The sequence below is a fragment of the Klebsiella sp. 2-CIP_Kleb. genome (genome assembly GCF_050378715.1).
GTDB lineage: Bacteria > Pseudomonadota > Gammaproteobacteria > Enterobacterales > Enterobacteriaceae > Klebsiella > Klebsiella quasipneumoniae.
In genome coordinates this window covers 38,770-55,598 of the sequence record NZ_JBNRLG010000004.1, presented here as the reverse complement: position 1 = coordinate 55,598, position 16,829 = coordinate 38,770, and the positions used below count along the sequence as shown (strand labels likewise).

At 58.3% G+C, this 16,829-nt stretch carries 12 protein-coding genes; 6 read left to right on the top strand and 6 right to left on the bottom strand.

All coding sequences use genetic code 11. The features are described from left to right. Positions 1-7 precede the first annotated feature (7 nt). From ACQUTP_RS15440 to zapB, 3 genes are all read right to left on the bottom strand, one after another. Entirely contained in the window at positions 8-778 is a 771-nt protein-coding gene (locus ACQUTP_RS15440; protein ID WP_285756170.1) for a CDP-diacylglycerol diphosphatase, read from the bottom strand. 242 nt (positions 779-1,020) lie between these two features. Next, positions 1,021-2,010, bottom strand: coding sequence for a sulfate ABC transporter substrate-binding protein (locus ACQUTP_RS15435; protein ID WP_004205090.1), 990 nt, complete (start codon positions 2,008-2,010; stop codon positions 1,021-1,023). A 152-nt stretch (positions 2,011-2,162) separates the two neighbouring features. Then, entirely contained in the window at positions 2,163-2,408 is a 246-nt protein-coding gene (zapB, locus tag ACQUTP_RS15430) for a septal ring assembly protein ZapB (protein WP_004150222.1), read from the bottom strand. Between the two features lie 442 nt (positions 2,409-2,850). Between zapB and ACQUTP_RS15425 the strand changes: the two genes are divergently transcribed. After that, positions 2,851-3,702, top strand: a complete 852-nt coding sequence (locus tag ACQUTP_RS15425) for an MIP/aquaporin family protein (RefSeq protein WP_004205091.1) — start codon at positions 2,851-2,853, stop codon at positions 3,700-3,702. A gap of 21 nt (positions 3,703-3,723) precedes the next feature. Further along, complete coding sequence (gene glpK / locus ACQUTP_RS15420) at positions 3,724-5,235, top strand: glycerol kinase GlpK (RefSeq protein ID WP_004873089.1); 1,512 nt, start codon at positions 3,724-3,726, stop codon at positions 5,233-5,235. Between the two features lie 114 nt (positions 5,236-5,349). Here the strand turns inward: glpK and gltS are convergent, their stop codons facing one another. Beyond that, positions 5,350-6,552 (bottom strand): sodium/glutamate symporter, encoded by a 1,203-nt coding sequence (gltS, locus tag ACQUTP_RS15415; RefSeq protein WP_004901437.1) that lies wholly within the window; start codon positions 6,550-6,552, stop codon positions 5,350-5,352. Between the two features lie 284 nt (positions 6,553-6,836). Between gltS and xanP the strand changes: the two genes are divergently transcribed. The 4 genes from xanP (at position 6,837) to ACQUTP_RS15395 (ending at position 13,297) form a co-directional block, all read left to right on the top strand. After that, a complete protein-coding gene (gene xanP, locus ACQUTP_RS15410; RefSeq protein WP_043522761.1) occupies positions 6,837-8,228 on the top strand; it encodes a xanthine/proton symporter XanP in 1,392 nt (463 codons plus the stop codon). Positions 8,229-8,378: 150 nt separating this feature from the next. Beyond that, a complete protein-coding gene (locus ACQUTP_RS15405) occupies positions 8,379-10,094 on the top strand; it encodes an AsmA family protein (RefSeq protein WP_062914601.1) in 1,716 nt (571 codons plus the stop codon). A gap of 251 nt (positions 10,095-10,345) precedes the next feature. After that, a complete protein-coding gene (locus tag ACQUTP_RS15400) occupies positions 10,346-11,905 on the top strand; it encodes a PTS transporter subunit EIIC (protein WP_004205095.1) in 1,560 nt (519 codons plus the stop codon). Positions 11,906-11,917: 12 nt separating this feature from the next. Further along, positions 11,918-13,297: a maltose-6'-phosphate glucosidase gene (locus ACQUTP_RS15395; RefSeq protein WP_004205096.1), complete on the top strand. Its 1,380-nt coding sequence runs from the start codon at positions 11,918-11,920 to the stop codon at positions 13,295-13,297. 330 nt (positions 13,298-13,627) lie between these two features. Here ACQUTP_RS15395 and ACQUTP_RS15390 read toward each other — a convergent pair whose 3' ends face one another. Next, positions 13,628-14,350: a MurR/RpiR family transcriptional regulator gene (locus tag ACQUTP_RS15390; RefSeq protein WP_004205097.1), complete on the bottom strand. Its 723-nt coding sequence runs from the start codon at positions 14,348-14,350 to the stop codon at positions 13,628-13,630. A 158-nt stretch (positions 14,351-14,508) separates the two neighbouring features. After that, positions 14,509-16,827, bottom strand: coding sequence for an alpha-xylosidase (yicI, locus tag ACQUTP_RS15385; RefSeq protein WP_032456738.1), 2,319 nt, complete (start codon positions 16,825-16,827; stop codon positions 14,509-14,511). Between the last annotated feature and the right edge of the window lie 2 nt (positions 16,828-16,829).

The window sequence follows — 16,829 nt, the reverse complement described above, 5'->3', positions numbered from 1 at the left end:
GCCAGAACTAGTGGTTTGCGTTAAGGATGGCGCAGCGATGATCCTGAATTTCTTCCGCTGAAGCCCGGTTCAGGGACAGCAGGTTACGCTCCGTCGCCAGCAGCACCAGCGAGCCGTCGCTCTGCTGCGCCATCGCCAGCGCATAGCGTCCCATATGCTGACGCGCCTCCGGCACCTCTTCCGCCAGCATCAGGAACGGGCTGCGCTGGGCGAGCTCCGCCTCCGTCACCCGGCGCGCCAGATATTCATGGCCCTGAAGCCCACCCGGCAACGGCAGCCAGCGGCTGCTGATCGCCGCCGCATCCTTGTCTAACTGCGCGCGCACATCGGGGCGCAGGCAGGAGATATGAATATGGAAATGGTTTTGCGTGCGTCCGCTGCGCGAGTTGATCGCCAGCGATACCGCGTTATCGGGAACCGGCGCGCCGTGGCGCTGGCTCATGATCTCACGCCCCTGCCAGGCCTGCCAGAAGAAGTTCGGCGTCAGTGGATCCAACAGCAGCGGGCTTTCGGTGCCGTTAATGCGGTAGGTCGGCATCAGCAAATACTGCAGCGGGCCGTTACGATCTTTAAACAGCACATAGCCGCCCTTGAGGTTCACTTCGGCACACGGCGACGGGTTTTGCTGCTGTTGCTGATAAGGAACGCACTGCTGCAGAACAATCTTGCGCAACGCGTCCGGGTTGCCAGAGTGCAGCCAGTAGTAGCCGCCCGCCAGCGCCGCGAGGATCGCCACCAGCAGCGCCAGCAAAAAGTATCTTACTCTTCTCATTTTCATTCCCTGTTAAGCCTGAAGCGGAAGAGTAACGTAATTTGATGACTAAATGAAAACAGATGACGGGCGGAGCGTTTTCCGGGTCGCGGCTGGCGCCTTACCCGGGCTACGCACAGCGCAGAAGTGTAGCCCTGCTAAGCCTAGTGCAAGCAGGGATTCCCGGGTGGCGTCTGGCGCCTTACCCGGGTTACGCACAGCGCAGAACTGTAGCCCTGCTAAGCGTAGCGCAAGCAGGGACAAGAGAATTAACGCTGGCTAATCTGGTCGAAGGTGCCACCGTTGGAGAAGTGCTCTTTCTGCGCTTTCGTCCAGCCGCCGAACTCCTGATCGATAGTGAACAGTTTCAGTTTCGGGAATTCATTAGCATATTTCTTCGCCACGTTCGGATCGCGCGGACGGTAGAAGTTCTTCGCCGCAATCTCCTGGCCTTCCGGCGAGTAGAGATACTTCAGGTACGCTTCCGCCACCTGGCGGGTGCCTTTCTTATCCACGACTTTATCGACCACCGAAACGGTCGGCTCAGCCAGAATCGACTCACTCGGGGTCACGATTTCAAACTTGTCTTTGCCCAGTTCGTTGGTCGCCAGCAGCGCTTCGTTTTCCCAGGCGATCAGCACATCGCCGATCCCGCGTTCTACGAAGGTATTGGTCGAACCGCGCGCGCCAGAGTCCAGCACCTCCACATTTTTATACAGCGCCTTGACGAAATCCTGGGCTTTCGCCTGGTCGCCATGGTTCTGATGCAGGGCATAGCCCCATGCCGCCAGGTAGTTCCAGCGAGCGCCGCCGGAGCTTTTCGGGTTCGGGGTGATGACCGACACGCCCGGTTTGATCAGGTCGTTCCAGTCATGGATCTGTTTCGGGTTGCCCTTACGGACAAGGAACACGATGGTGGAAGTATAAGGCGCGGAGTTATCCGGCAGGCGCTTCAGCCAGTTTTTATCGATACGGCCGCGCTCGGCGATCGCGTCGACGTCGTAGGCCAGCGCCAGCGTAACCACATCCGCTTCAATACCGTTAATCACCGAGGTCGCCTGCTTGCCGGAGCCGCCGTGCGACTGGCGGATCACCACGTTGTCGCCGGTCTCCTGCTTCCAGTGCGCGCTGAACGCTTTGTTGTACTGTTCGTACAGCTCGCGCGTTGGATCATAAGATACGTTTAATAGCTGAAAATCTTTTGCCAGAACGCTGGCGGATGCCAGCAACAGAGTTAACCCTACGCCCCACTTATTCATCGCACCGCTCTCTTTATGTCGTGTTGTGATGGGCTAAGCGTGCCAGAAAGCGATTCAATGATTAAAGAATAAAAAAAGATTGGCTATAACTTGTGAGTATAAAGGAAGGGATAAGGATCACCCCCTCCCTGGCGGGAGAGGGCGTGAAGCGATTAGACTTCTTCCATGCGGCCCAGCAGCGCCTGCAGACGCTCCTGCCAGCCCTGCTGCTGCTCTTTCAGCTGGCTGTTTTCGCGCTCCAGCTCTTCACGACCATGCTGCGCGCTCTGAACTTCCTGCACCAGGGTGTTGTTCTTTTCTTTCAGCTCTTCGATTTCCATCTGCAACAGAGTGATGGTATCAATCGCCTGCTGAACCTTAGATTCTAATTTCTCAAACACTTCTAATGACATCGTCATACCTCTCCTGAACTTGCAAGGCGTTGATAGAAACTGGTGTTTCGTATACGCGGTCCCGCCTTAACGAAAATTAGCGCACATAGCGGTGTTATCGTCGATTGTATGAATCCCCGCCGCCCCTGTCCAGCGGCAAGCCGCGCAGATTGCGGTTTGCAACACTTTTCAGTCTTTACCTGGTACTTTCAGCGCAGTTCGCTCGTACTTCATGAGCCATTGTTAATATTATGGTTAACAAAATGCGAGGTGAAACGCTCCGGCAGCGCGCTTAATGCGCGCGAATGGCGCGAAAACGCTCATTTTCTTGACGTGGTACACACATTTGAAGTTCGATATTTCTCGTTTTTGCTCGTTAACGATAAATTAACACTATGCCTACATGGCAATATGGTCGTCTGTGACCACCCTACATACAATAATCATCACCACGCTTCAGGATTCGATTATGAGCCAAACATCAACCTTAAAAGGCCAGTGCATCGCAGAGTTCCTCGGTACCGGGTTGTTGATCTTTTTCGGCGTTGGGTGCGTGGCTGCGCTCAAGGTCGCGGGAGCCAGCTTCGGACAGTGGGAAATCAGCATCATCTGGGGTCTGGGCGTCGCCATGGCGATCTACCTGACCGCAGGCGTATCCGGTGCGCACCTTAACCCTGCGGTGACTATCGCGCTCTGGCTGTTCGCCTGCTTCGATGGCCGCAAAGTGGTTCCTTTTATTATTTCGCAATTCGCTGGCGCCTTTTGCGCTGCGGCATTAGTTTACGGGCTTTATTACAATCTTTTCCTCGATTATGAAACCACCCACCATATGGTACGCGGCAGCGTGGAAAGCCTTGATCTGGCTGGCATCTTCTCCACTTACCCGAACCCGCATATCAATTTTGTGCAGGCCTTCGCGGTAGAGATGGTGATTACCGCTATCCTGATGGGCGTCATCCTGGCGCTGACCGACGATGGCAACGGTGTGCCGCGCGGCCCGCTGGCGCCGCTGCTGATCGGCCTGCTGATCGCGGTGATTGGCGCCTCCATGGGACCGCTGACCGGCTTCGCCATGAACCCGGCGCGTGATATCGGCCCGAAAGCCTTCGCCTGGCTGGCCGGCTGGGGCGACGTCGCCTTCACCGGCGGTAAAGATATTCCTTATTTCCTGGTGCCGCTGTGCGCACCGGTGGTCGGCGCGGCGCTGGGCGCGTTCAGCTATCGTAAGCTGATTGGCCGCCACCTGCCTTGCGACACCTGCGTGGACGAAGAGCAAGAGAGCCCCTCCTCTTCCTCCACTCAACATAAAGCTTCGCTGTAATCTGACTACGGGACACCGACTATGACCGACAAAAAATATATCGTTGCGCTTGACCAGGGCACTACCAGCTCCCGGGCCGTTGTGATGGATCATGATGCCAATATCGTCAGCGTCTCCCAGCGAGAATTCGAACAAATTTATCCTAAGCCAGGCTGGGTTGAACACGACCCGATGGAAATCTGGGCGTCCCAAAGCTCGACGCTGGTCGAAGCGCTGGCCAAAGCGGATATCAACTCCGATCAGATCGCGGCCATCGGTATCACCAACCAGCGTGAGACCGTGGTGGTGTGGGAGCGCGAGACCGGCAAACCGATCTATAACGCCATCGTCTGGCAGTGCCGCCGCACCGCCGAGATCTGCGAGCAGCTCAAGCGTGACGGGATGGAGGAGTATATCCGCAAGGCCACTGGCCTGGTGGTGGACCCCTACTTCTCCGGCACCAAGGTGAAATGGATCCTCGACCATGTCGAAGGTTCCCGTGAGCGTGCGAAGCGCGGTGAGCTGCTGTTCGGCACCGTGGACACCTGGCTTATCTGGAAGATGACCCAGGGTCGCGTGCACGTCACCGACTACACCAACGCCTCGCGTACCATGCTGTTCAACATCCACGACCTGGACTGGGACGACAAGATGCTCGACGCGCTGGATATTCCGCGCGCCATGCTGCCGGAAGTACGCAAGTCGTCCGAAGTGTACGGCCAGACCAACATCGGTGGTAAAGGCGGGACCCGTATTCCTATCGCCGGGATCGCCGGTGACCAGCAGGCGGCCCTGTTCGGCCAGCTGTGCGTCAAGGAAGGGATGGCGAAAAATACCTACGGCACCGGCTGCTTTATGCTGATGAACACCGGCGAAAAAGCGGTGACCTCCACTCACGGTCTGCTGACCACCATCGCCTGCGGTCCGCGCGGCGAGGTGAACTACGCACTGGAAGGGGCGGTGTTTATGGCTGGCGCCTCCATTCAGTGGCTGCGCGACGAGATGAAGCTCATCAGCGATGCGTTCGATTCCGAGTACTTCGCCACCAAAGTGAAGGACACCAACGGCGTGTACGTCGTGCCTGCGTTCACCGGTCTTGGCGCGCCGTACTGGGACCCCTATGCCCGCGGCGCGATTTTCGGCCTCACCCGTGGCGTGAACTCGAACCACATTATCCGTGCGACGCTGGAGTCCATCGCCTATCAGACCCGCGACGTGCTGGAAGCGATGCAGGCTGACTCCGGTATCCGTCTGCATGCGCTGCGCGTGGATGGCGGCGCGGTGGCCAACAACTTCCTCATGCAGTTCCAGTCCGATATCCTCGGCACCCGCGTGGAGCGTCCGGAAGTGCGCGAAGTGACAGCCCTGGGCGCCGCCTATCTGGCCGGTCTGGCGGTCGGCTTCTGGCAGAACCTCGATGAGCTGCAGGAAAAAGCGGTGATTGAGCGTGAATTCCGCCCGGGGATTGAAACCACCGAGCGTAACTATCGTTACAGCGGCTGGAAGAAAGCGGTGAAACGCGCGTTAGCGTGGGAAGAGCACGACGAAGCGTAAGATTGTGGAGGTATTCCCGGCTTGCGGCGTAAACGCCTTAGCCGGGCTACAAAACCCCAAACAGCACGATCTTGTAGCCCGGACAGGTGCGCAGCACCGCCTCCGGGTTTTTTATCAACCAAATATCGGCAGCAACAGGTACAGCTTAATCACCAGCGCGTTGACGATATCGATAAAGAACGCCCCCACCATCGGCACCACCAGGAAGGCCATATGTGACGGGCCGAAACGGTCGGTAATTGCCTGCATATTGGCGATCGCCGTCGGCGTTGCCCCCAGACCAAACCCGCAATGCCCGGCTGCCAGCACCGCGGCATCGTAGTTTTTACCCATCATCCGATAGGTGACGAACACTGCATACAGCGCCATCGCTACCGCCTGCACCGCCAGGATAATAATCATCGGCAGCGCCAGAGAAGCCAGTTCCCAGAGCTTGAGGCTCATCAGCGCCATGGCGAGGAACAGCGACAGGCTGACGTTGCCCAGCACCGACACCGCGCGATCGAACACCCGATACAGCCCCGCCAGCGCCAGGCTGTTGCTGAGGATCACGCCGATAAACAGCACGCAGACAAAGGTCGGCAATTCAAAGACACTGCCCGCCAGCAGTTGCGCAACCACCTTGCCCACCGTCAGACAGATGGCGATCAGGGCGATACTCTCGATCAGCACCAGCGAGGTGATCACCCGCCCCACGTCCGGCTTTTCGAAGGCGGTCGGCGCCACCTGATCGTCCGGCGTCCCGTCCGGCGAGGAAGAGTGTTTCACCAGGTAACGCGCCACCGGGCCGCCGATCAGGCCGCCGAGCACCAGGCCGAAAGTCGCGCAGGCCATCGCCACCTCGGTGGCGTTGGCAAAACCATAGCGCTCAACGAACAGCTTGCTCCATGCCGCCCCGGTGCCGTGGCCGCCGGAAAGGGTAATAGAACCGGCCAGCAGACCCATCAGCGGATCCAGGCCCAACAGCTTCGCCATGCCGATACCGAGGGCGTTCTGCAGCAGCAACAGACCAACCACCACAATCAGAAAGGTACCCAGTACCTTGCCGCCCGCCCGCAGGCTGGCCAGGTTGGCGTTCAGACCGATGGTGGCGAAGAACGCCAGCATCAGCGGATCTTTGAGGCTCATATCGAAATCAATATCGATATCCATACTTTTTTTCAGCACCAGCAGCGCCAGCGCCACCAGCAGACCGCCGGCAACAGGTTCAGGAATGGTGTATTTCTTGAGGAGGGGTACGGTTTGGACGAGTTTTCTGCCGAGTAATAGCACAAGCGTTGCGGCAACGAGCGTCGATAAGGTATCGAGATGAAACATAAAAAGCTCCTTATGGGCGCATGATCCATTCACACGCGACGATATTCCTGGTGTCTTTAGCTTCTCTTCATGAGGAGGCAGAGGGGGATTTTACGCAGAACGGCGGAAAAAATGACAGAAAAAGATATTTTGTATCCTGAATGATGCGATTTAGCATACATAATGTTAATAATCTCGTTGCGCATATTCACAGCATAAATTTTTATGGGCAAACGCTGGCAAACGTTTGCTTTTGGTCTACAGTCCGATAAAATTCCCGCTTTGCCACCTTGGGATTGCTTGTGATGTCCGTTAACACCGCAGAGTCAGAAAATGCGCAACCGGTTGCGCATAAACCAGCCAGCGAATTAATTTACCGCCTCGAAGATCGCCCGCCCCTACCGCAAACCCTGTTCGCCGCCTTCCAGCACCTGCTGGCGATGTTTGTCGCGGTGATCACCCCGGCGCTATTAATCTGCCAGGCTCTCGGTCTCCCGGCGCAAGATACCCAACATATCATCAGCATGTCGCTGTTCGCCTCCGGCGTGGCCTCCATTATTCAGATCAAAGCCTGGGGCCCGGTCGGTTCCGGACTGCTCTCCATCCAGGGCACCAGCTTCAACTTTGTCGCCCCGCTGATCATGGGCGGCACCGCGCTGAAAACCGGCGGCGCCGACGTCCCGACGATGATGGCCGCCCTGTTCGGCACCCTGATGCTGGCCAGCTGCACGGAAATGGTCCTCTCCCGCGTCCTGCACCTCGCGCGCCGCATCATTACCCCGCTGGTCTCCGGCGTGGTGGTGATGATCATCGGCCTGTCGCTGATTCAGGTTGGGTTGACCTCCATCGGCGGCGGCTACGCGGCGATGGCCGACCATACCTTCGGCGCGCCGAAGAACCTGCTGCTGGCGGGCATCGTGCTGGCGCTGATCATCATTCTCAACCGCCAGCGTAATCCCTATTTGCGCATCGCTTCGCTGGTGATTGCCATGGCGGCGGGCTATCTGGCGGCGTGGTTCCTCGATATGCTGCCGGCCAGCACCGCCCCGACCAACAGCAGCCTCATCACCGTCCCGACGCCGCTCTACTATGGCCTCGGCATTGACTGGAGCCTGCTGCTGCCGCTGATGCTGGTGTTTATGATCACCTCCCTGGAAACCATCGGCGATATCACCGCCACCTCTGATGTCTCCGAGCAGCCTGTCTCCGGTCCGCTGTATATGAAACGCCTGAAAGGCGGCGTGCTGGCTAACGGCCTCAACTCCTTTGTGTCCGCGGTCTTCAACACCTTCCCGAACTCCTGCTTCGGCCAGAACAACGGCGTGATCCAGCTGACCGGCGTCGCCAGCCGCTACGTCGGCTTTGTGGTGGCGCTGATGCTGATCGTCCTCGGGCTGTTCCCGGCGGTGAGCGGCTTCGTACAGCATATCCCTGAGCCAGTGCTCGGCGGCGCCACGCTGGTGATGTTCGGCACCATCGCCGCGTCCGGCGTGCGCATCGTCTCCCGCGAGCCGCTGAATCGCCGGGCGATCCTGATTATCGCCCTGTCGCTGGCGGTGGGCCTCGGCGTGTCGCAGCAGCCGTTGATCCTGCAGTTCGCGCCGGACTGGCTGAAGAATCTGCTCTCCTCCGGTATCGCCGCCGGCGGTATCACGGCGATTGTTCTGAATTTAATTTTCCCGCCAGAAAAAGCCTGATTTAACGCGTCCCGGTCGTGCCATCGGCCGGGGCACCCTGGCGCTGCCCTCCACCGCCTGCCCCGTCACGGAAATAAACCACGCCTGCCTTGAGAAGTGCGCATAAATCGGGCATAACACGGTTATGTGCATCTCACAGAATGGAAGACCATGAAATTTCTTGGAAAGCTGATTCTCTGGCTGCTAGTCGCTCTGCTGCTCGTCATCGTTGGCGCGTGGTTCCTGCTGCAAACCCACTGGGGCGCCCGCCAGGCCAGCGCCTGGCTCAGCAATGGCACCGGCTGGCAGGTCTCCTTCGATGCGATGGACCACGATTTCTCCTCCCCTCTTCATGTGCAGTTGCAAAACGTCACCTTTGGCCGGGAAGGCAAGCCGGCAACCCTGGTGGCGAAAACGGTCGATATTGGCTTCAGCACCCGCCAGTTTAGCGACCCGCTGCATGCGGATGAGATTGTCCTTAACGACGGCACCCTGAATCTGTCACCCCACTCTGCCGACCTGCCGTTCGCTGCAGACCGGCTAATGTTGCGCAATATGGCCTTCAATAGTCCGGAAACCGGCTGGGCGCTCAGCGCGCAGCGCGTCACTGGCGGCGTCAGCCCATGGGCGCCGGAGGCAGGCAATGTGCTGGGGAAAACGGCGCAGATCCAGATGAGCGCGGGCTCGATGACGCTCAATGGCGTCGAAGCCAGCAATGTTCTGATTCAGGGCAAGATTGATCAGGGCGAGGTCACCCTCTCCACCCTCGGCGCCGATGTCGCCCGCGGCACCTTAACCGGCAATGCGAAACGCAGCGCCGACGGCAGCTGGCTGGTGGATAACCTGCAGCTCAATGAGATCCGACTGCAGAGCGCCGCCTCGCTGGCCGACTTTTTCGCGCCGTTAACCACGGTCCCCTCTCTGCAGATTGGCCGCCTGGATATCACCGACGCCCGCCTGCAGGGGCCGGACTGGGCGGTAACCGACCTTGACCTGAGCCTGCGCAACCTGACGCTCAGTCACGGCGGCTGGCAGAGCCAGGACGGCGCGCTGTCGATGAATGCCAGCGAATTTATCTACGGCTCGCTGCACTTTTTCGACCCGATCCTGAATGCCGAATTTTCACCCCAGGGTATTGCCCTGCGCCAGTTCTCCTCGCGCTGGGAGGGCGGTATGGTGCGAACCTCCGGCAACTGGCTGCGCGCCGGTAACGCGCTGGTGCTTGACGACACCGCCTTCGCCGGGCTGGAGTACACGCTGCCGGCGAACTGGAAGCCACTGTGGATGACGCCGCTGCCGGCCTGGCTGCAAAGCCTGACGCTGAAAAAATTCAGCGCCAGCCGCAACCTGATCATCGATGTGGACCCAGCCTTCCCATGGCAAATTACCGCTCTTGATGGCTATGGCGGCGAGCTTCAGCTGGTGAAAAACGGCAGCTGGGGGGTGTGGAACGGTAGCGCGACGCTGAACGCCGCGGCGGCGACCTTTAACCGAATTGACGTGCGTCGCCCTTCACTCAAGCTGAGCGCCACGGCGTCGACGGTCAATATCACTGAGCTCAGCGCCTTCACCGAGCGCGGCATTCTGCAGGCCACCGCCGCCGTATCCCAGCTGCCGCAGCGCCAGGTCAATCTGAGCCTGAACGGCCGCGGCGTGCCGCTGAATATTCTGCAGGCCTGGGGCTGGCCTTCGCTCCCCATTAGCGGGGATGGCAATCTCCAGCTGACCGCCAGCGGTAGCGTGCAGGCCGATGCCCCGCTCAAGCCGACGGTCAACGCACAGCTTAGCGCCGTGAATATGGAGAAACAGCAGGTGGCGCAAACGATGCGCAACGGCGAGGTCAATACCGCCCCCGCCGCGCCAGCGCCCACTCCCGTCACGCCCTAGCGATGCCCCATCACCCTCTCCCCCACGGGGAGAGGGAACGCTTCTCTGCAAACACTCCGCTCTGGCTACGCCCTTTCCCTTTCAGGGAGGGGGTCTGCAAGCATTCTGCAACCTGTGTGCAATAAGCGGCTATCTGTGCCTATTTACCGCTACTGGTTCCTTTCAAATATCAGAGTTGCTATAACCAAAATACTGGAAGTCGATAAAAACAAACCGCTCCCTGTACCTACAAAAATATAAAAGGATCAATCATGCCTGAAATACGTCAGCGTATTCTGGAGAATATGCAAAAATTCTCCCGGGCCATGATCGGCGCCGTATTGTTCTTGCCGGTCATTGGCTTAATTCTGGCCCTCAGTTCAGTATTAACTAATCCGACATTAATTGCTGAAACCAGTTTCCTGCACCAGCTGGGGCAGATGCTCGGCGACACCTTTTGGCCTCTATTTGGCAACCTCGGCTTATTATTTTGCGTCGGTATTAGCTATGGCCTGGCAAAAGATAAAAAAACCGAAGTCGCGCTGGTTGCGGTGATGTGCTTCATTATGTTTCTTGGCGCCAACCACTCCTGGCTGGAACACACCCACGGACTCGCCGAAAAAATTAACGGTGAATATTATGGCACCGGGCAAACCCAACTGCTGGGCTTTGTAGTGGTGGATATGGGCGTTTTCCTTGGCATTATTCTCGGCTGCACTATCGCGTGGGTGCACAATAAAGTCTCTACCATTGAGCTGCCCGGCGCGCTGTCGATGTACGGCGGCGCCAAGCTGACGCTGGTGGCGATGACGCCGGTGGTTATCTTCTACGCCATCGCCTTTACCTGGATTTGGCCGTTTATGACCCACGGCATCTCCGCCCTCACCGGCTTTATGAAAAATGCTGGGGTCGCCGGGGTCTTCGTCTATGGTTTCTTTGAAAAATTTCTTATCCCGACCGGCCTGCACCATTTTGTCTGGTCACCCTTCCAGCTCACCCAGATTGGCGGCACCCTGAACGTGGACGGTCAGGTGGTCTCCGGTACCCAAGCCATTTTTCTCGCCTACATGCGCCATCCGGATCTGACCCCGGTGATGAATGAGGCCCTACGCTTCTCACAGCAAGGGATGACCACCATCTTCGGCCTGGCCGGCGCCTCGCTGGCGTTCTACCACACCGCGAAGCCGGAGAAAAAAGTGATGGCCAAGGCGATTCTGCTGCCGGCGATTATCACCTCTATGCTGACCGGCATCACCGAGCCGATTGAGTTTACCTTCTTGTTTGTCTCGCCGCTGCTGTGGGTGATCCATGCGACGTTAACCGCCGCCTCGCAGGCCATTTGCGACCTCTTCACCGTACGCCCCTGGGGAGCCTCGGGCCTGATCGAATTTCTGATCTATAACCTGCCGCTACCGGTCTCCTTAACGCGCTGGCCGGGATATGTCCTTATCGGTATCGGCCAGTTCGCCGTCTACTACGTGATTTTCCGCACTCTGGTGGTGAAGCTGAATCTGAAAACGCCGGGCCGGGAAGATGACGAGAACGTGAAGCTCTACAGCAAAGCGGAGTATCGCCAGAAAGTCGCGCAGCCGCAGTCGGTCACCGATGACATTATCCGCGGTCTCGGGGGCAAGGAGAATATTCTCTCCGTCGATAATTGTTTTACCCGCCTGCGCGTGGCCGTGCGCGATATGGCGCGGGTTGATGACGCGCAATTAAAAAATACTGGCGCCAACGGCGTAGTGCGCAATCGCAATGAGGTTCAGGTTATTTATGGCGTAAAAGTGGGACAGGTACGTTCCCGGGTTGATAACTGGTTAGCAGAAAATTAATGAGGAGTTTGTATGAAATTAACCGTATTAGGCGGGGGCGGCGTTCGCTCTGCATTTTTAGCGAAATCTCTGGCATATAATGCTCACCGCATTGGTTTAACGGAGGTGGTTTTTCTCGATAACTCTGCAGATAATCTGGCGATATTCGGCGAAATTGCCCGCTATGTATTTACGACCATTCGCCCGGATATTCATTTCACGACCACCACCGACCCGGTCGCGGCGCTACAAAACGCCAATTATATTATTACCACCCTGCGGGTCGGTGGTGATGAAAGCCGTATTCGCGACGAGCGCATTGCGCTGCAACATAACACCCTCGGCCAGGAGACCACCGGCGCCGGCGGCTTTGCGATGGCCATGCGTTCGATCCCGGCGATCCTCGACTATTGCCGGCTGATCGAAGCGCATGCCGCCGAAGACGCCATTCTGTTTAACTTTACCAACCCCTCAGGCCTGGTGACGGAAGCGATCGTCAAGTCCGGCTTTAAGCGTCGGGTCTACGGGATCTGCGATGCCCCCTCCGAGCTGATTCGTGAGCTGCCGGCGATCCTCGGCTGTGAGGAGCGCGACCTGAGCGTGGAATGCTATGGGCTGAACCATTTCTCCTGGTTTACCCACTTCACCGTGCGCGGGGAAGCGGTGACCGAGCGGCTGATCGCCAGCCCGGCGCTGTACCAGAAGACCGCGATGCAGTATTTCTCACCCGAACTGGTGCGGCTGTGCGATAACCAGTTACTCAACGAATATCTCTATTATTATTACTATCGCGACGAGGCGCTGAAGGCGATTCAGGGGGCAGGCGAAACGCGCGGGGAGCAGATCGCCCGTATCAATCAGGAGATGCGCCAGGCGCTGCGCACCGTGGATGCCAGAACGCAGCCGGAAGCCGCCTTCAATATCTGGATGCAACACTACCTTCGCCGGGAAAACAGCTATATGCAGAACGAATCCCGTCAGGAGAAATTTCATACCCGCGAGCCGCTGACGCTGCGGCAGTTTATCGAAGAGCCGGACACCGGCGGCTATGCCGGGGTGGCGCTGGATATTCTGGAAGCGGTGAACAGCACCACCACCAAGCGGATCGTGGTGTCGATCCAGAATAATGGCACGCTCGACTTTTTGCGCCCTGACGACGTGATTGAGATCAGCTGCGACCTGAGCCGGGAGGGTCTCAAGCCGGTAACGCCGGTGAAGGTGCCGACGGCGCAGAAAAATATGATTTCCTGCGTGAAAGAGTATGAGCGGCTGGCGGTTGCGGCGATCCTGCAGCAGGATAAGTCGCTGGCGGTGCGGGCGCTGATGGCGCACCCGCTGATCGGTTCCTGGTCGCTGGCGAAAACCCTGGTCGAGGCCTACCTCGACGATGAGCAGTTCGCCGCCTGGCGGTAACCTGCTGCCGATGGGATTCCCCCGCTTGCGCTACGCTTAGCGGGGCTACGAACGGAGCGGTTATTATTATATGTAGGTCGGGTCAGGCGTAAGCCGCCACCCGACAAATAGCCGCATCACCCGGTAGCCCGGATAAGGCGCCAGCCGCCATCCGGGAACTCCCCCGCTCGCACCGCGCTTAGCGGGGCTACGAACGGAGCGGTTATGATTTTATGTAGGTCGGTTCAAGCGTAAGCCGCCACCCGACAAATAGCTGCATCACCCGGTAGCCCGGATAAGGCGCCAGCCGCCATCCGGGAACTCCCCCCGCTCGCACCGCGCTTAGCGGGTCTAGCTATTGCTCCGTACGCGGGTAAACCACATCTTCAGTAGCCGCTCAAAGCCTAAGATGCAGTAGCCGAAAAACGGGTTGCTCCAGTAAATATCATCGTCAAACTTCTGCGGGTCGTGAATAATAAACGCCGTATCTGCAGCCTGCGCCAGCGGGCTCTGATAATCACCGGTAAAGCAGACCAGATTAATCTCCTTCCCCTCCAGGGCCTTCACCCAGTTAAGCGCTGAGCTGCTGCGCCCGGATTTCGAAATGATCCAGATGGAGTCGAAGCGAGCGGCGTTTTTCTGTTCAAGAATTTCGTAATCCGGCCACAGCGCCAGGCTGGCATTCACCCCAGTGACGAGAAACTTGTTATAAATATACTGGGCGATCAGCTGCGAAAAGCCGCTGCCGTGGATCAGGACGCGCTGCTGCGCGAGGCTTGCCAGCAGTGGCGTCAGCGCCTCCGCCGGCTGAATGCTCATATAGTCGATATCGTTGGTGACATCGAGCTTCGGCATGGTGATATTGAACTTGATGAAATAGACCAGCTCCAGCCAGCCGCTGAACTTAAGCTTTTTCGCCAGCCGTACCAGCGAGGAGGGATTACTGTAGCACTGCTCCGCCACGGCGCGGACCCCCTGGCGGATACACTGCTCCGGGTCGTTCTGGATAAAGCGCAGCACGGTCATTTCCGTTTTGCTTAGCTTCACGTCACGAAAGATATTTTCTACGTCCATGGCGGGCTCCTCTCAGCGGCAGAATACGCTATCACCGTTCAGCAACGGCGTCTGCGGCCTGAGTCACCAGACTGAAATGAATATTACTTTTTGTACAAAAATGGAATAAAAAACCCTCTCCGCCAGGCGAAGAGGGTCTCTGCCGTTAATGCAGTCTTTTACAATGTAATCGTCAGCGTATTGCCCTGGGCGCTCACCACCACACCCCATTCGCTGCCGGTCTGCGTGCCGCCCTGAACGCCGGCTATCTGCTGGATATTGCGCAGGCACAGCGTCCAGCCGCGGGCTTCGCCTTCGCCGCTCACGGCGATGGTGTTGCCCTGGCGCTTCGCCTTCAGGGTGAAGATCGTGGAACCGTCCGCCGCCGGAACCTGACAGCGCGCCTCGCGCCCCTCTTCGAGGTGGAACAGCTGGAAGGCGGTGCCTTCATGCCAGGCATAATCGGGTTTCTGGTCATTGTTGCCCAGCGCCAGCAGAGTATTGTCGCGAATGTAGACCGGCAGACTCAGCGCATTATGATTCTGCTTATGCCAGCGGCTACCCGGCAATTCATCGTTATGCCACAGATGCGTCCAGCGCCCTTCCGGCAGATAAAACTGCACATCGCCCGCTTCGGAGAACACCGGCGCGACCAGCACTGAATCACCCAGCATATACTGGCGGTCGAGATAGTCGCAGGTCGGATCGTCCGGGAACTCGAGCATCATCGCGCGCAGCATCGGGGTGCCGTACTCATTGGCCAATGCCGCCTGACGATAGAGATAGGGCATCATGCGGCATTTCAGCTGCGTGAAGTGGCGCACCACGTCGCAGGACTCTTCGTCGTAGGCCCATGGCACACGATAGGATTTACTGCCGTGCAGGCGGCTGTGGCTGGAAAGCAGGCCGAAGGCGCACCAGCGCTTGTAGACGTGGGCCGGGGCGGTATTCTCGAAACCGCCGATATCGTGGCTCCAGAAACCGAAGCCAGACATGCCGATCGACAACCCGCCGCGCAGGCTTTCCGCCATCGATTCGTAATTGGCGTAGCAGTCGCCGCCCCAGTGCACCGGGAACTGCTGCGCGCCCACCGAGGCGGAGCGAGCGAACAGCACCGCTTCTTTCTCGCCGACGGTCTCTTTCAGCACGTTCCACACCAGTTCGTTATAGATGAAGGCGTAATGGTTGTGCATTTTCTGCGGGTCAGAACCATCAAACCACTGCACATCGGTCGGGATGCGTTCGCCGAAGTCGGTCTTGAAGCAGTCGACGCCCATCGCCACCAGGCCTTTGAGTTTGTCGGCGTACCACTGACAGGCTTCCGGGTTGGTGAAGTCATATATCGCCAGCCCAGGCTGCCACTTATCCCACTGCCACAGCGAACCGTCCGGGCGCTTCAGCAGATAGCCCTTCTCTCTCAGCTCCTTGAACACCGGCGAGCGCTGGCCGATATACGGATTGATCCACACGCAGATCTTCAGCCCTTTCGCCTTCAGGCGCTTGATCATCCCTTCCGGGTCCGGGAAAGTCAGCGGATCCCATTCGAAATCGCACCACTGGAAGGCCTTCATCCAGAAACAGTCGAAATGGAAGACGTGCAGCGGCAGCTGGCGCTCGGCCATGCCGTCGATAAAGCGGTTCACCGTCGCTTCGTCATAGTTGGTGGTGAACGAGGTGGTCAGCCACAGACCAAACGACCATGCCGGCGGCAGCGCCGGGCGACCGGTGAGCTGCGTATAGCGGTTGAGCACCGCTTTCGGCGTCGGGCCATCGATCACGAAGTACTCAAGGTATTCACCTTCCACGCTAAACTGGACTTTCGAGACCTTCTCCGAGCCCACCTCGAAGGAGACGCGCTGCGGGTGATTGACCAGCACGCCGTAGCCGCGGTTGGTCAGGTAGAACGGAATGTTTTTATAGGATTGCTCGGTGCTGGTGCCGCCGTCTTCGTTCCAGGTTTCTACCGTCTGGCCGTTGCGCACCAGGGCGGTAAAGCGCTCGCCGAGACCGTAGACGGTTTCGCCGACACCGAGGTCGAGGCGCTCAAACAGATAATTGCGCTGGGTCTGACTATCCTGCACGTAGCCGTTGTTTTTCAGCTGACTACCGGTGATACGCACGCCGTCGCGCAGAAAATCCAGCGCCCAGAATTCGCCTTTAGTGACGCGCACGCTAAGGCTACCGCTTTTCAGCTCGGCGAATTCGGCCGTATCCTCTATGGTGACATTGACGTCGTTCTGCACGTTCAGCGGGTAGTGCGGACCGTTATCCAGCGCGCCCTGGAAGTGCTCCATACGCACCCCAATCACCCCTTCCAGCGGGGAGAAAAAGCGCAGGGTGAATAACGGCGTATCCAGCTGCCAGGCGCGTTCGCGGACATCGCGCGGCGCGGCATAGACCACCATTTCATTCCCCTGCTGCTCCACCTCATAAACCTGTACGGGTTGGATCAGGGTGAGCCCTGGTTGAATGAGCCAGTTTCCATCACTGATTTTCATTA

What these genes read in the sequence shown, in the direction of transcription:
- ACQUTP_RS15440 (WP_285756170.1), bottom strand. Translation starts at nt 778, where the DNA reads ATGAAAATGAGAAGAGTAAGATACTTTTTGCTGGCGCTGCTGGTGGCG.
- ACQUTP_RS15435 (WP_004205090.1), bottom strand. Translation starts at nt 2,010, where the DNA reads ATGAATAAGTGGGGCGTAGGGTTAACTCTGTTGCTGGCATCCGCCAGC.
- zapB (WP_004150222.1), bottom strand. Translation starts at nt 2,408, where the DNA reads ATGACGATGTCATTAGAAGTGTTTGAGAAATTAGAATCTAAGGTTCAG.
- ACQUTP_RS15425 (WP_004205091.1), top strand. Translation starts at nt 2,851, where the DNA reads ATGAGCCAAACATCAACCTTAAAAGGCCAGTGCATCGCAGAGTTCCTC.
- glpK (WP_004873089.1), top strand. Translation starts at nt 3,724, where the DNA reads ATGACCGACAAAAAATATATCGTTGCGCTTGACCAGGGCACTACCAGC.
- gltS (WP_004901437.1), bottom strand. Translation starts at nt 6,552, where the DNA reads ATGTTTCATCTCGATACCTTATCGACGCTCGTTGCCGCAACGCTTGTG.
- xanP (WP_043522761.1), top strand. Translation starts at nt 6,837, where the DNA reads ATGTCCGTTAACACCGCAGAGTCAGAAAATGCGCAACCGGTTGCGCAT.
- ACQUTP_RS15405 (WP_062914601.1), top strand. Translation starts at nt 8,379, where the DNA reads ATGAAATTTCTTGGAAAGCTGATTCTCTGGCTGCTAGTCGCTCTGCTG.
- ACQUTP_RS15400 (WP_004205095.1), top strand. Translation starts at nt 10,346, where the DNA reads ATGCCTGAAATACGTCAGCGTATTCTGGAGAATATGCAAAAATTCTCC.
- ACQUTP_RS15395 (WP_004205096.1), top strand. Translation starts at nt 11,918, where the DNA reads ATGAAATTAACCGTATTAGGCGGGGGCGGCGTTCGCTCTGCATTTTTA.
- ACQUTP_RS15390 (WP_004205097.1), bottom strand. Translation starts at nt 14,350, where the DNA reads ATGGACGTAGAAAATATCTTTCGTGACGTGAAGCTAAGCAAAACGGAA.
- yicI (WP_032456738.1), bottom strand. Translation starts at nt 16,827, where the DNA reads ATGAAAATCAGTGATGGAAACTGGCTCATTCAACCAGGGCTCACCCTG.